Annotated in this window: 10 protein-coding genes; 8 read left to right on the top strand and 2 right to left on the bottom strand. The window is 29.5% G+C overall.

Features of this window, described 5'->3' with window-relative positions; translation table 11 throughout:
- Positions 1-15: 15 nt before the first annotated feature.
- The 6 genes from ACQPUW_RS12920 to pulA all read left to right on the top strand — a co-directional run bounded on the left by ACQPUW_RS12920 (position 16) and on the right by pulA (position 11,199).
- Positions 16-1,032 carry a LacI family DNA-binding transcriptional regulator gene (locus ACQPUW_RS12920; protein WP_430837913.1) on the top strand — a complete coding sequence of 339 codons (1,017 nt, stop codon included), beginning with the start codon at positions 16-18 and terminating at the stop codon, positions 1,030-1,032.
- Positions 1,033-1,055: 23 nt separating this feature from the next.
- Entirely contained in the window at positions 1,056-3,176 is a 2,121-nt protein-coding gene (locus ACQPUW_RS12915) for a TIM-barrel domain-containing protein (protein ID WP_430837912.1), read from the top strand.
- Between the two features lie 15 nt (positions 3,177-3,191).
- Positions 3,192-4,688, top strand: coding sequence for a 4-alpha-glucanotransferase (gene malQ / locus ACQPUW_RS12910; RefSeq protein ID WP_430837911.1), 1,497 nt, complete (start codon positions 3,192-3,194; stop codon positions 4,686-4,688).
- A 3-nt stretch (positions 4,689-4,691) separates the two neighbouring features.
- A complete protein-coding gene (locus tag ACQPUW_RS12905; protein ID WP_430837910.1) occupies positions 4,692-7,052 on the top strand; it encodes a glycogen/starch/alpha-glucan phosphorylase in 2,361 nt (786 codons plus the stop codon).
- An 18-nt stretch (positions 7,053-7,070) separates the two neighbouring features.
- Positions 7,071-9,089, top strand: coding sequence for an amylo-alpha-1,6-glucosidase (locus ACQPUW_RS12900; RefSeq protein WP_430837909.1), 2,019 nt, complete (start codon positions 7,071-7,073; stop codon positions 9,087-9,089).
- Positions 9,090-9,183: 94 nt separating this feature from the next.
- Positions 9,184-11,199, top strand: coding sequence for a type I pullulanase (gene pulA / locus ACQPUW_RS12895; RefSeq protein WP_430837908.1), 2,016 nt, complete (start codon positions 9,184-9,186; stop codon positions 11,197-11,199).
- A gap of 132 nt (positions 11,200-11,331) precedes the next feature.
- On the opposite strand, the gene ACQPUW_RS12890 is transcribed toward pulA, so the two are convergent.
- Together ACQPUW_RS12890 and ACQPUW_RS12885 are read right to left on the bottom strand one after the other, a co-directional pair.
- Positions 11,332-12,024: a DUF2628 domain-containing protein gene (locus tag ACQPUW_RS12890; RefSeq protein WP_430837907.1), complete on the bottom strand. Its 693-nt coding sequence runs from the start codon at positions 12,022-12,024 to the stop codon at positions 11,332-11,334.
- Between the two features lie 187 nt (positions 12,025-12,211).
- Positions 12,212-13,396 carry a cation diffusion facilitator family transporter gene (locus ACQPUW_RS12885; RefSeq protein WP_430837906.1) on the bottom strand — a complete coding sequence of 395 codons (1,185 nt, stop codon included), beginning with the start codon at positions 13,394-13,396 and terminating at the stop codon, positions 12,212-12,214.
- A gap of 344 nt (positions 13,397-13,740) precedes the next feature.
- Between ACQPUW_RS12885 and ACQPUW_RS12880 the strand changes: the two genes are divergently transcribed.
- Positions 13,741-15,039, top strand: coding sequence for a M18 family aminopeptidase (locus ACQPUW_RS12880; protein ID WP_430837905.1), 1,299 nt, complete (start codon positions 13,741-13,743; stop codon positions 15,037-15,039).
- A gap of 97 nt (positions 15,040-15,136) precedes the next feature.
- The gene (locus tag ACQPUW_RS12875) at positions 15,137-15,610 is read left to right on the top strand and encodes a PepSY domain-containing protein (protein ID WP_430837904.1); all 474 of its coding nucleotides are present in this window, start codon (positions 15,137-15,139) and stop codon (positions 15,608-15,610) included.
- Positions 15,611-15,666: the final 56 nt, after the last annotated feature.

Raw genomic sequence — 15,666 nt, 5'->3', positions numbered from 1 at the left:
GAGAGGACGTAAGACATGAATATTAATGATATAGCTAAAATTGCTGGAGTTGGAGTTGGAACTGTTTCAAGAGTTATAAATAATCATCCAGATGTAAAAGATGAGACTAGAAAGAGAATAAAGAAAATAATAAAAGATAGTAATTATATACCAAATAATAGTGCGAGGAATTTAAAAAAATCTAATTCCAACACCATTGGAGTTTTAGTGAGAGGGGTATTCAATCCGTTTTTCTCAGAAATGATAGATGTAATAAGTAAAAGAATAACTAAAAATGGATGTACTATGGTACTTAGACATACAGATTATTCAGCTAGTGGTACAGCAGAAGTTAGGAACTTAATAGAACTTGAAAAAGAAAGAAAGCTTCAAGGAATAATATATTTAGGTTGCGATATAAAAGAGGTTTGCGAAGATACTTTTAAGGATATAAATATTCCGTTAGTATTAGCATCCACAAACTGTACTTATGATACAGATGCAAATAATTTTTCCTCAATAGGGATAAAACAAGCAGAATCAGCTTTTAATGCAACTAAATATCTAATAGATACAGGACATAAGAATATTGCAATTATCCTTGGACTGAAAGAAGATGCTGGACTTGGATCAGAAAGATTACTAGGATATATTGATGCATTAAATAAAAATGGAATAGAAGTTAAAGATGAATATAAAGTATATGGTAAATATAGCGCAAAAGGTGCTTATGATGTTACAGAAGAGCTTATAAAGAACAACAAAGAAATAGATGCAATCTTTTGTATATCAGATATTATGGCAACTGGATGTGTAAAAGCTTTAATTGATAATGATATTAAGGTTGGAGATGAAATATCAGTACTTGGTTTCGATGGTATGGATATAGCAGAATTTTATAATCCTTCAATAACTACAGTAGTGCAGCCAAGAAGAGCAATGGCAGAACAAAGCGTAGATATGTTATTTGATTTAATAAAGAATAATTCAGAAAATAAGCATGTAGTGTTAGATACTAAATTAGTTGAGAGAGAATCATGTAAAAGAATATAGTTTAGAGAGAGATGTGAGAATATATGAAGATAAGAAAATTTTCTTTCGGAAAGATAGTAGATTGTAATTCTGTTATTAAGAGTATAAAAGCAGAAGATGGAAATATACCATACTTTCATAATGATAATAGTAAGTTAATACTTAAGTTAGAAAAAGAAGATTTGGTTTATGGTCTTGGCGAAAATGTTAGAGGTATAAATAAGAGAGGTTGGATATTTGAAAGTTATTGTGCAGATGATCCAAACCATTCTCAGGATAAAAGATCACTATATGGTGCTCATAATTTCTTGATTATACATGGAGTAGATAGAAGTTTTGGAGTATTTATAGATACACCATCTAAGGTGAAATTTGATGTGGGTTACTCTAAGAATGAAGAATTATATATTGAAGTAGAAGGAAACAACTATGATTTATATATAATAGATGGTGATAATTTAAATGATATTTCAATGGCGTTTAGAGAACTTATAGGAGAAAGCTATGTTCCTCCTAAATGGGCATTTGGATATCAACAAAGTAGATGGAGTTATAAGGATGAAGAAGAAGTTAGAACTCTTGGTGATAAATTTAGGGAAAAGAATATTCCTATAGATTGTATATACTTAGATATAGACTATATGGAAAGGTTTAAAAATTTCACAGTAAACAGAGAAGCTTTTCCAAACTTTGAAGATATGGTATCTGATATGAAAAAGGATGGAATAAGATTAATTCCTATAATAGATGCAGGAGTTAAGATTGAAGAGGGCTATGATATTTATGAAGAGGGTGTAGAAAAAGGTTATTATTGCAAAGATAAAGATGGAAAACCTTTTGTAGCAGCAGTATGGCCAGGAAGAGTACATTTTCCAGATTTCTTAAATAGTGAAGCAAGGCTTTGGTTTGGAAAGAAGTATAAATGGTTAGTGGATAAGGGAATAGATGGTTTCTGGAATGATATGAATGAACCAGCTATATTCTATTCAGAAGAAGGACTAAAAAAGGCTTATGAAAAAGTAGAAGAAAGTAAAAGTAAGAATCTAGATATTTATAGTTTCTTTGCATTAAAAGATGCATTTACAGGACTAAGTAATAGCCAAGCTGATTATAATAGTTTCTATCATAATATGGACGGAAATATAATAAAGCATAACGATGTCCATAATTTATTTGGTCATAATATGACAAGATCAGCAGCAGAAGGTTTAGAAAGTATTGATAGTAATAAAAGATTTTTATTATTCTCAAGAGCATCATCAATAGGGATGCATAGATATGGAGGTATCTGGACTGGAGATAATACATCACTTTGGGAGCATTTAGAGATGAATGTAAAAATGATGCCAAATTTAAATATGTGCGGTTACCTTTATACAGGAGCAGATACAGGCGGTTTTGGAGGAAATTGTACTGAGGACCTAATGAAGAGATGGTTCCAATTTAGTATATTTACTCCACTATTTAGAAATCATTCAGCTATGGGAACAAGAAAGCAAGAACCGTTTGCTTTCGGAGAAGAAACAGAGGGTACACTTAAGAAACTTATAGAATTTAGATATGGATTTATTCCTTATTTATATAGTGAATATATGAAGGCAGCAATAAATAATGAACTTATGTTTAAACCATTAAGTTTTGAGTATAATGATGAAACTTCAAGAGGAATAGAAGATCAGGTACTTCTAGGTGATTCATTAATGCTTGCACCAATTATTAAGCAAAATGCTAAAGGTAGATATGTATATTTACCAGAAGATATGCTTATGGCAAAGGTAAAATCATTAGATGAAATTAAGTATGAAGTAATGGCTAAAGGACATAATTATATAGAAGCTGATATTGATGAGTTTATATTCTTTATAAGAAAAGATAAGATGCTAGTATTAGGAGATTCAGCAAAGAATGTAGAAAGTATAAAAAATGAAGAGTTAAATGTTATAGCATTCTTAGAAGATAGAGCAAATTATATCCTTTATGATGATGATGGAATGTCAAAAGAGTATATGAAGGGTGCATATAATAACATTAATATAGAAATAAAAAATGAAGATGGAGATATTAATGTAAATTGTAAAGTTGAAGGACAAACTGATGTAAAGAAACTAAATATTACAATAATATCAAAGGATAAAGATAACATTAAAAAGAGTTATGAATTTTAGGAGGGTATAAAAATTATGAGAAAGAGAAGTAGTGGGATATTAATGCATATCTCTTCTCTTCCAGGGAAATTTGGAATCGGTTCCGTTGGAGAAGAGGCTTATGAATTTGTAGATTTTCTTGTATCAGCAGGTCAAAAGTACTGGCAGATACTACCCCTTGGTCATACTAGCTATGGTGATTCACCTTATCAATGTTTCTCAGCTTTTGCTGGAAATCCACATTTTATAGATTTTAAAATATTATGTGATGAAGGACTTCTTAAAGAGGAAGATTATATTGATAAGAATTTCGGAGATGACCAAGAAGTAGTAGATTACGGATTAATATTTGAACTTAGAAATGAAATTCTTAAAAAAGCATATGAGAATTTTAAGAGTAAAGAATTAAATGGATATCAAGAATTTAGATATAAAAGATTTAAAGAAGAAAATAAATTCTGGCTTGAAGATTACAGTACTTATATGGCTATCAAAGAGCATTTTGGCTTAGTTTCATGGCAAGAATGGGATGAAGATATAAAAAATAGAGAAGAAAAAGCTCTTAATAAGTACAAAAAAGAACTTAAAGATAAAATAGAATATTATAACTTTATTCAATTTATATTCTTTAAGCAATGGAATGAGCTTAAGGAATATGCAAATTATAATGGAGTACAAATAATAGGTGATATTCCAATATATGTTGCAGAAGATAGTGCAGATATGTGGAGTAATCCAAAGATGTTTAAGGTAGATGAAGATAATACTCCAAAATTTGTAGCAGGATGTCCACCAGATGCTTTTGCAGTAACAGGTCAATTATGGGGGAATCCAATATATGACTGGGATGCTATGGATAAAGACGGATATAAATGGTGGATACTTAGAATAAGGGAAAGCTTCAAGCTTTATGACATGGTTAGAATAGATCATTTTAGAGGGTTTGAATCTTATTGGCAAGTACCTTATGGAGATGAAACAGCAGTAAATGGAGAATGGGTTAAAGGGCCTGGAATTAAACTATTTAATGCAATTAAAGAAGCTTTAGGCGATGTAAATATAATTGCAGAAGATTTAGGATTTATGACAAATGAGGTAATAGAATTTAGAAATGAGACTGGATTTCCTGGAATGAAGGTACTTCAATTTGGATTTGGTGGAGAAGATAGCACTGATTTACCTCATAACTATATAAATAATTCTGTAGCATATACAGGAACACATGATAATGATACAGTACTTGGATGGTTTGAGAATAATACTTCAAAAAAGGAAATAAAAAAAGCAAAGAAGTACTTATCCTTAAATGAAGAAGAGGGAGTAAGTTTTGGCTTTATAAGAGGTATTTGGAGATCAGTAAGCTTTTTATCAGTAGCAACTATGCAAGATTTATTAGATCTTGGTAGTGAAGCTAGAATGAATATACCTTCAACTCTAGGTGGAAACTGGGAGTGGAGAATAAAGTCAGGACAACTAACTAATGAATTAGCAAAAAAAATATACGATTTAACAAAGTTATATGGGAGGCTATAAAAGATGAGAGAAGAATTAAAAAAGAGCATGGAAAGAGAATTGAAAATTAGATATGGGGTAGGATTAGAGGATGCAGATGCAGGACAAATATTTTCAAGTCTTTCAGCAGCTTTAATGGAAACGGTAGTAGATAATTGGAATAATACACAAGAGGTTTATGAAGAAGGTAAACAAGCTTACTATTTCTCAGCAGAATATCTAATGGGAAGAGCACTTGGTAACAATCTAATAAGCTTAGGATTATATGAAGAGGTAGAAGAGTTACTTAAAGAATTAAATATAGATATAAATGTAATTGAAGAAGCAGAAGATGATGCAGCACTTGGTAACGGAGGTCTTGGAAGACTTGCTGCATGTTTTATGGATTCAGCGGCATCAATGGAAGTACCTTTAAGAGGTTATGGAATTAGATATTCAAATGGATTATTTAAACAATACTTTGAAGATGGATTCCAATATGAATGTGCAGATAACTGGTTAACTCATGGTGATCCTTGGAGCATAAGAAAGGATAAAGATGAGGTAATAGTTAAGTTTAAGGACATGGATGTTAAAGCAATTCCATACGATACACCTATAATCGGATATAAGAGTAAAAATATAAATACTTTAAGACTATGGAAGTGTGAACCAATAGAAGAGTTTAACTTTAATGCATTTAATGAAGGCAAATATGCTAAAGCAGTTGAACTTAAAAATAAAGCAGATGATATATCAAGAGTATTATATCCAAATGATGATATGAAAGCTGGAAAGTTATTAAGACTTAAGCAACAATACTTCTTAGTAAGTGCATCACTTCAAGATATAATTAGAAATCATATAAAACTTCATGGAGAAAACTTTGATGAACTTTATAAATATCATGCAGTTCAATTAAATGATACTCATCCAGTGCTTGCAATTCCAGAACTTATAAGAATCTTAGTAGATGATTATGGATTATCTTTTGATAAAGCACTTAATATAACAAAAGGAATATTTGCATACACTAATCACACAATATTAGCAGAAGCACTTGAGAAATGGGATAATAAATTAATGGTAGCTTTATTCCCAAGAATAGTGCAAATAATCAAGATGATTGATACAAGATTTATAAAAGAATTAAAGAAAAAGGGTTACTCAAAAGAAGATATAGAAGAATTTAGAATAGTTAAAGATGGAGTAACTAGAATGGCAAACCTTGCAATTTATGTAGGATTTGCAGTTAATGGTGTTGCAGAATTACACACTGATATACTAAAAGATACTGAACTTAATAATTGGTACAAGCTATATCCAGAGAAATTCCAAAATAAGACTAATGGAATAACTCCAAGAAGATGGCTTAGATTATGTAATAGACAATTATCTTCATTTATAACAGAACTTTTAGGAGATGAATCTTGGGTTAAAGATTTAGGAAAGCTTAAAGAACTTGAAAAGTTTAAAGATGATGAAGAAGTTTTAAATAGATTCATGGAAATAAAGCATGAAAAGAAAGAAGAACTTGCTAATTATATTAAAGAAACAGAAGGAATAGATATTGATCCAGACTCAATATTTGATATTCAAATAAAGAGATTACATGAGTACAAGAGACAATTATTAAATACATTATATGTATTAGATCTTTACTATAGATTAAAGAAAAATCCAAAACTTGATATTCCAAAGACAACATTTATATATGGAGCTAAGGCATTCCCAGGATATAGAAGAGCTAAAGCTATCGTTAAGTTTACTAATGAAGTTGCAAAGCTTATAAATAATGATAAAGATATAGATGGAAAAATAAAGGTTGTATTCGTAGAAAATTATAGAGTTTCTTATGCAGAAAAGTTATTCCCAGCAGCAGATATTTCAAAGCAAATTTCAACAGCTGGTAAGGAAGCATCAGGAACAGGTAACATGAAGTTTATGTTAAATGGAACTCCTACATTTGGTACTTATGATGGTGCAAATGTTGAAATAGTTAGAGAAAGTGGAGAAGAAAATAACTTTATTTTTGGACTAAGAGTTGAAGATATAGAAGCTTTAAAAGGAAAGTATGACTGCAAGAAGTTCTACAAAAAGGATCCTTCACTTAAGAAAGTAATAGATTCACTAATAGATGGAACATTTAGTGATGGAGGAACTGGATTATTTGAGGATTTATATAATTCATTAATTGAAGAAGGCGATGGATACTTCTTATTAGCAGACTTTGAAGCATTTAAAAAGGCTGAAGATGAAGTATTTAAGGCTTATAAAGATAAGAAGAGATGGGCTAAGATGTGCTTTGAAAATACTTGTAATGCAGGTACATTCTCTTCAGATAGAACTATATTAGAGTACAGCAAAGATATTTGGGAAATTAATCAGACTGAAAATACAAAGTAGTATTTAGGAGAATTTGTTATGAGATTTGGTAAAAATAGCTGTAAAAGTTATGAAAGAGGAATTGAAAAGGAATGGATGCTTTCAAATGGAAGAAGTGCTTTCTCAGGAAGTACTATGATAGGTGCAAATAGTAGAAAGTATCACGCTATATTAATAGCAGCACTTAAATCTCCAGATGAAAGATATATGATATTACCTAAAGTTTGTGAGAAATTTATTTCAAAAGGAATAGAATATCCATTAACAACAACTAAGTATAAGGATGAAGTTATTGAAGGTTATAAAAACCTTCAAAGCTTCTCATATAACGGGATACCAGAGTATACTTACTTTGTAAATGGAACTTCAATAAAGAAGAGAGTATTCTTAGAGCGAGGAAAAAACACAGCTGTAATAGAGTATTCAATTAAAGGAAATAAAGATGGTGGAGATCTTATACTTACTCCATGGTTTTCTTTTAGAAATCCAGGAGAACCAAGCAAGGATGAAAACCTTAAATTTAATAAGAGTGATTTAGATAATGGTTTTAATCTTATCCCAGAGCTTAAAAAGGATTTAAATATAAGATTATTTGTATCTGAGGGTGAAGTATCATCCAAAGAATCTAGTATAACTTCAGAAGTTTATTATGATGTAGATAAATCAACAGGTGATAAATATTTAGATAGATATTATGTTCCAGGAGATGTAACTATTAGTATTAGACCGCATGAAGAAAGAAAAGTATATTTAGTCTGTACTATTGAAAAAGATACAGAAATTAATGCTAAGGATATAGTTAAAAAAGAAGAAGAGAGAATTGAAAGTTTAAGAAATACTTTTGATGATGATAGAGTAATAGCAAAGTATCTCCCGATATCAGCAGATCATTTCATAGTTGATAGAGATTCAATAAATAGCAAAACTGTTCTTGCTGGATACCCATGGTTTTTAGATTGGGGAAGAGATACTATGATTGCATTAACTGGTGTAGGGATGTGTACAGGAAGACTTGATGATACTAAGGATATTTTAAGAAGTTTTAGTATATATGAGAAGAATGGATTAATTCCTAATATGTTCCCTGATTTTGGACAAGAACCTTTATATAATACAGTAGATGCATCACTTTGGTATATACATGCAGTATATATGTATTTATTATATAAAAATGATTCAAAGGAATTAAACTTTGTAAAAGAAGAATTATATGGAACTATAAAAAACATTATTAAAGCATATATGGAAGGGACAGACTTCTCAATAAAGATGGATGAAGATTCATTAATTATGGCAGGGGATGGGCTAGACCAAGTTACATGGATGGATGTAAGAGTTAATGGAATAGTTGTCACTCCAAGACATGGTAAGCCTGTAGAAATAAATGCTCTTTGGTATAATGCATTAAAAATAGCATCATTACTTGGTGAAAAATTTAATGATGAAGAGTATAAAGAGTATGAAAGTCTTGCAGCAAAAGTTAAGAATTCATTTAATGAAAAGTTCTGGAATGAAGATGAAGAATGCCTTTATGATGTAGTTAATAATATAGAAAGTGATCAGTCTATAAGACCAAATCAAGCATGGGCAATATCCCTTCCATTTACTATGCTTCCTAAAGAGAAGGAAATTAAAGTAATAGAAAAGATATATGATTATTTATATACTCCTTTTGGTCTTAGAAGTTTAAGTAAAGATCATGAAGATTATAAGCCAATTTATGAAGGTAAACTTATAGATAGAGATATGGCATATCATCAAGGAACAGTTTGGTCATTCCCAATAGGAGCATTTTTAAGTGGTTATTGCAGAGTACATGAGCACTCAGAAGAAGCTATAAAGTTTGTAGATGAAGCGCTTAAAGAAATGGAGATTCATATAGAAGATCAATGTCTTGGAGGAATAGCTGAGATATTTGATGGAGATTCTCCACATAATCCTAGAGGTTGTTATAACCAAGCTTGGGGTGTTGGTGAAGTTATAAGAGTATACTATGAGTGTATAAGAGGCAATAATAAAAGATTAGGAGAAGCAAGGAAGAATATATTTAATAAATAAAATAAAGTCCTATAATCATAAAGAGTAAAAAATTTATCTAATATGATTATAGGACTTTTAGGAATAAAGAGTTTGTTTAAGGATGTGAGGGTATATGAATATAAAAGAAATATATAATATGTATAGCGGAGATGAAAAAGCCAAGTTAAGAGATATATTTAACTCAAAAGAATTTGAAGAAAAGTATGGTTATGATTTAGAACTAGGAGCGATATATTCAAAAGATAAAACTATATTTAGATTATGGTCACCAGTAGCTTCGAAGGTAACATTACAATTATTTTATAAAGATGATCAGCTGAATAAGTTATGTAAACTTAAATCTATTGAGATGGAAGAAATAGATAATGTATGGACTTTAGAGAAAAATGGAGATTTAAATAAAGTTTATTATAGATATGAAATAGAAATAGGAGATAAGGTAAATATAGTTACAGATCCTTATTCAAAAGCTGTATCTGCTAATGGAGAATATTCAATGGTAGTAGATTTAGAAGAAACCAATCCAGTAGGTTGGAATAAGGATAAAAAGCCAGAATTTAAAGATCCAACTGATGCAATTATATATGAAATGCATATAAGGGATTTTACAATAGATGATAATTCAGGATCAAATTTTAAAGGTAAATATAGAGGTGTATGGGAGTCAAATACTAAAACCGATGGTGGAATAGCTACAGGAGTAGATCACTTAAAAGAACTTGGAATAACTCATGTACACTTACTTCCAACATTTGATTATAAATCAGTAGATGAAACAAAGTTAGATGAGCCGCAGTATAACTGGGGATATGACCCAGAACATTATAATTGCCCAGAAGGTTCATACTCAACTAATCCTTTTGATGGAGATATAAGAATAAAAGAATTTAAAGATATGGTATTAAATCTTCATAAAGAAGGTCTAAGAGTAGTTATGGATGTAGTTTATAATCACACATATGAATCAGAAAATTCATTGTTTAATAAAGTAGTACCATACTATTACTATAGAGAAGATGAAAATGGAAATCTTTCAGATGGTTCAGCTTGTGGAAATGAAACTGCATCAGATAGAAAAATGTTTAGAAAGTTTATGATAGATTCAGTAGTATACTGGGCGAAAGAGTATCATATCGATGGATTCAGATTTGATTTAATGGGCTTACATGATATTGAAACTATGAAGCTAATAAGAGAAGAACTTGATAAAATAGATAAATCTATAATTATTTATGGTGAAGGTTGGACTGGAGGAGATACTCCATTAGAAGAAAATGATAGAGCTTTAAAGAAGAATACAACTCAATACGAAAGGATTCAAATAGCGGCATTTAGTGATGATATAAGAGATGGTGTTAAGGGTGATGTATTTATTGAAGAAAAGCCAGGTTTCGTAAATGGAGGAGAAGACTTTGAAGAAACAATAAAATGTGGAATAGTAGCTTCAACAAATCATGATCAAATAGATTATTCAAAAGTTATATATTCAGATGAATTTTGGGCAAATGAGCCATATCAGACAGTTACTTATGCATCAGCACATGATAACTATACACTATGGGATAAGCTTTATATAACAGCTAGTGAAGAGCCTGAAGAAGAGCGTATAAAAATGAATAAACTAATTGCCACAATAATTCTAACTTCACAAGGTATATCATTTATTCATGCAGGTGAGGAATTCTTAAGAACTAAGGTTGATGAGAATGGCACTTTAATTGAAAATAGTTTTAAATCAAGTGATTTAGTCAATAGGTTGGATTGGGGTAGAAAAGAAGAATATAAAGATGTTTTCGAATACTACAAGGGACTTATAAATCTAAGAAAAAATCATAAAGCTTTTAGAATGAACACAACTGAAGATATAAGAGAAAATTTAAGGTTTTTAGATTTTAAAGAAAATAATGTTGTTTCATATATAATAAATGGTAGTGCATTAAATGATAAATTCAAAAAGATAATGGTTATATTAAATGGTAATAAAGATGAAGTAAAAGTAAAGCTTTCAGAAGGCATATGGAAACTAATTGCTAATGGAGAAAGAATCGATGAAGATGGAATTAATGAAGATATTTGCGATGAAATAATAGTAGATGGAAGAAGTGCAAATATATTAGTTATAGAATAAATAATGCAATAAATAAGAAGTGCTACAAAATTATTAGTAAATAGTTATGAGCACTTCTTATTTTTATATTTTAGTCAAAAGAAGGGATGTTATAAAAGCAACTTTAATTAGTTTTGTAACATCCCTTTAAAATTAAACTCCAAAGAAAAATGCTCCTAGTAATGATATAAAGACTAGAACAGTTAATATTACTATGAATGCAGTTATTCCAAATAAAACTAAAGGTGCAACGAGATTAGTACCACCATTAGTACTTAAACGTAAATAAAGTGCATCAGTACTTAAATTTTTAGAGTACTTTTTAATATTTCTTATCTTAGTTAATGAATCTTTTATATATATTTGATTTGCATATACTCCAACACCTATTCTTATAGCTAAGAAAGCTATTGGTGCAAAAGAACCTAAGAGAAATGACACTCCTAAATTAATTGCAAATAATATAGCAGCAATTTTGTACATTTTCCTATATAAAAGCCAATAAACCATTAAAAAGAATGCAGCCCAATTCCAAGAAGAAAACTTTTCATTATCCTTGTACATTTCCAATTTTTCTAAATAATACTCAGTATTTTTAGGTCCTATAAATGAAACAAATTCATCGGAAGTTATTTCATCATTATTTATGCTATTTTTATAAGAATTTTGATAATATGAACTACTATCTTGTCTCTTATTAAAATCATTATAGGAAGAGTCAAATTCATTTGATGCTTCTGATTCTTTAGCTTCATCTAAATGAATACATTCTTTGTTGGATTCACATAAAGGATTATTACATTTTCCATCAGTGCTCAGTTCGCTCCCACATTTTTCACAAAACATTGAATATCCCCCTTATTCAAATGATAACAAAGTTAGTATAACACACAGAAAACTTTAAAACAATTACAAATGTTCCTTTATATGTAATTAAAACTAATCAAAAAATACCTCATTAAGTAGAGTATAAATAATCATTTAACTAGTTCTACTTAACAAGGTATACTTAACTTAATTAAAAGGAATTTAACTAATCATTACTATAATCATGATCTACTGTTATTACACAATTATAATGAGGATGAATCTCCTTTATTGACTTAATTATATCCTTCTTTAGATCTTCTTCATCCATAACTTTACATAAAGCTTTTGAATTTACTACTATATCAAATATAAGATTTTTTTCATTTCCTTCTCCAACTATTCTAAAGTCATGCATTGATTTTATTAAAGGATTATATTTAATAATTTTATTTACTTCTTTATAAGCTGCATTAACTTCATCATCTGATAAGCATATAGGATCCATGTGAATAACTAAGTAAATATTTAATTTTTTAGATATCTCTCTTTCAGCTTTATCTATAATATTATGTATTTCCATAATATCAATATCTGATGGTATTTCAGCATGAGCTGAGGCCATACATCTACCTGGGCCATAGTTATGAACTATAAGGTCATGTACACCAGTTATATTATCATAAGATAACATCATAGTTTCTATATCTTTTACAAGTTCAGGATCTGGTGCTTCTCCAAGAAGTGGATTTATAGTTTCACGAACCAAAGAGAATCCAGAATAAACTATAAATAAAGCTACAACAATACCTATATACCCATCTATAGGGAATGTAGTGAATTTAGCTGCAAGTAAAGATATAGCAACGCATGTTGATGTGAATACATCTCCTAAAGCATCAACAGAAGCTGCTTTTAGTGCAGATGAATCTATTCTATTTCCAATAAATTTATTAAATCTTGAAAGCCAAAACTTAAGAAAAATTGAAATAATAAGTAATATAAATGGAACCCATTCAAACTTTATAGGTTCAGGATTTAATATCCTTTCAAAGGATGATCTTACAAATTGTAGTCCAACTAGCATAACCATAAATGCCACTACAAGAGCTGATAAATACTCCATTCTTCCATGGCCAAATGGATGTTTTTCATCTGCTGGCATATTAGCCATTTTAAAACCAGCTATAGTTATTACGGACGATCCTGCATCAGATAGGTTATTAAATGCATCTGCCGTTACTGCAATACTAGATACCAACATACCAACAGTAAATTTAATCATAAATAAGATAAGATTAACTATTATACCGATTATTCCGCCTAAGAAACCATAATTGTTACGGACATCTTTATCCTTTGTATTTTCATTATTTTTAATGAAGGTTTTTACTAAAAGATTTGAAAGCATTGAAATTTTCCCTCCAGTTTAAATTATATAATTTATTCTAACTTACTAACAAATATTAATCAAATTTATTTGGGTAAAATTACTATTTTACATAATGAGGAATATGATGTGATATAATTACTTTATGTAGAATGTAATAATTTTATATAGTTATTGATAACATAAATTACATTAAAATATTCATATGGAAATTTGTAAATAGTAGAATTACAAAGGTAGGCCTTTATTGTAAATTAGTAGAGTTTGAATAAAGTATTAAATGAACTATCATTACATCATATATATAATTAAATATGATAGAATGTATTTAATATAAATAGTGGAAAGTGTTAGGAGGAATTAACATGGAAAAGAAATTAGCACAAGAATTAATAGATTTTTTATATGAAAGTCCAACAGCTTATCATGCTGCATATTCAGTAAAGGATATATTAGATAAAGAAGGTTTTGAAGAAATATTTGAAAAAGATTCATGGAGCCTTAAAAAGGGTGGAAAATACTATTTAGTAAAAAATAACTCAGCAGTAATAGCTTTTAAAGTTGGTAATGGAGAAATCGAAAAAGATGGATTCAGACTTATAGGAGCGCATACAGATGCACCTGGATTTAAGATAAAACCAAATGCAGAAATGAAGACAGAAGACCATTATGTAAGATTAAACACAGAAGTATATGGTGGACCAATACTTTATACTTGGTTTGATAGACCACTTGGAGTAGCTGGAAGAGTAATTTTAAAAGGAAAATCACCTTTAAAGCCAGAAGTTAAATTAGTAAACATAAATAAGCCAGTATTAATAATACCAAGTATAGCTATTCACATGAATAGAACAGTTAATGAAGGATATAACTTCAATAGACAAAAGGATACTTTACCATTAGTAGGATTTGTAAATGAAGAGTTAGAAAAGAAAGGTTACTTAATGAGCCTTTTAACTAAAGAACTTGGAGTTTCAGAAGAGGAGATATTAGATTTTGATTTATTCTTATATGAATATGAAAAAGGATGCGTAATGGGAATAAATGAAGAGTTCATATCTGCTGGAAAATTAGATGATCAATGGATGGTATTTGCAGGAATAAAAGGATTAATAAATAGTACAGATATAGATTCAACAAAAGTAATGATTTGTATTGATAATGAAGAGATAGGAAGCTTAACTGCACAAGGTGCTCAATCAAATCTTATAAGAAGAACACTTGAAAGAATTACAATTGCTTTAGGTAAAAGTACTGAAGAATTCTTTAGAGCAGTTTCAAACTCATTAATGATTTCAGCTGACTTAGCTCATGCTGTACATCCAAACTTACCAGACAAACATGATCCAACAAATAGACCATTATTAGGTGCAGGTCCAGTCCTTAAAATAGCAGCTTCAGGAAGCTACTCAACAGAAGGTGTTGCAGCTGGTATATTTGAATCAGTATGCCAAGAAGCTAATGTACCAGTACAAAAATTTGTTAATAGATCAGATGTAAAGGGTGGAACAACAATAGGACCAATGTCAGCAGCTGACCTTTGTATACCAGTTGTAGATATGGGAGCACCACTTATAGGAATGCACTCAGTTAGAGAACTTGCATCTGTTAAAGATAACTTCTATACAGTAGAAGCATTTACAAAGTTCTTTAGCTTAAATTAGTTATATTAGAAAATTCTCATTTAATTTAAAGAGTATTTTAATTTCTCCTTGATATTATTAAGACATAAACTTAATGATTTCAAGGAGGATTTTTTAAATGGATGAAAACAAAAAGAAAAATGACGTTGAATATATAGAAGCAGAAAAGGTAGAACAAGTAGAGGAAACAAATAACTCAAATAGTGAATCAAATTTTGATGATAATACAAATAAAGGTTATAAAAAAGAAGATTTACTTAAAGAGGGAAAAAACAAAGTTAAAAATGGATTTAAAAAATACAAGAAAGTATTATTTTCTCTTATTGCACTAGTTGTTGTTAGTGGAGTGGCTGCAGGTGGAATTGCATTTAAAACTATAAAAGATTCAGAAAAGTATACATTAGATCAAGCGCAAACAATTGCACTAGAGCAGGTAAAAGGAACAGTTGTTAAGAGTGAAAGAGAGATAGATGACTTACATGTAGAATATAAATTCAAAATAAAAGATGAAAAGAATATGATTCAAAAAGTGACTGTTGATGGTGAAACAGGAGCTATAATAAAAATAAGTAATCCATTAATTGAGGATTAATATGAAAGTAGAGATGGATTTAAATCCATCTTTTTTCTTTTATAAAGTAAATTTAT

Source organism: Clostridium sardiniense (genome assembly GCF_050584765.1).
Taxonomy (GTDB): domain Bacteria; phylum Bacillota; class Clostridia; order Clostridiales; family Clostridiaceae; genus Clostridium; species Clostridium sardiniense_A.
This window is presented reverse-complemented; position numbering and strand designations above follow the sequence as displayed.

Bases quoted from the DNA above. Each gene is read 5' to 3' on its own strand.
- pulA (WP_430837908.1), top strand. From the start codon at position 9,184: ATGAATATAAAAGAAATATATAATATGTATAGCGGAGATGAAAAAGCC.
- ACQPUW_RS12880 (WP_430837905.1), top strand. From the start codon at position 13,741: ATGGAAAAGAAATTAGCACAAGAATTAATAGATTTTTTATATGAAAGT.
- ACQPUW_RS12900 (WP_430837909.1), top strand. From the start codon at position 7,071: ATGAGATTTGGTAAAAATAGCTGTAAAAGTTATGAAAGAGGAATTGAA.
- ACQPUW_RS12885 (WP_430837906.1), bottom strand. From the start codon at position 13,396: ATGCTTTCAAATCTTTTAGTAAAAACCTTCATTAAAAATAATGAAAAT.
- ACQPUW_RS12915 (WP_430837912.1), top strand. From the start codon at position 1,056: ATGAAGATAAGAAAATTTTCTTTCGGAAAGATAGTAGATTGTAATTCT.
- ACQPUW_RS12890 (WP_430837907.1), bottom strand. From the start codon at position 12,024: ATGTTTTGTGAAAAATGTGGGAGCGAACTGAGCACTGATGGAAAATGT.
- ACQPUW_RS12905 (WP_430837910.1), top strand. From the start codon at position 4,692: ATGAGAGAAGAATTAAAAAAGAGCATGGAAAGAGAATTGAAAATTAGA.
- ACQPUW_RS12920 (WP_430837913.1), top strand. From the start codon at position 16: ATGAATATTAATGATATAGCTAAAATTGCTGGAGTTGGAGTTGGAACT.
- ACQPUW_RS12875 (WP_430837904.1), top strand. From the start codon at position 15,137: ATGGATGAAAACAAAAAGAAAAATGACGTTGAATATATAGAAGCAGAA.
- malQ (WP_430837911.1), top strand. From the start codon at position 3,192: ATGAGAAAGAGAAGTAGTGGGATATTAATGCATATCTCTTCTCTTCCA.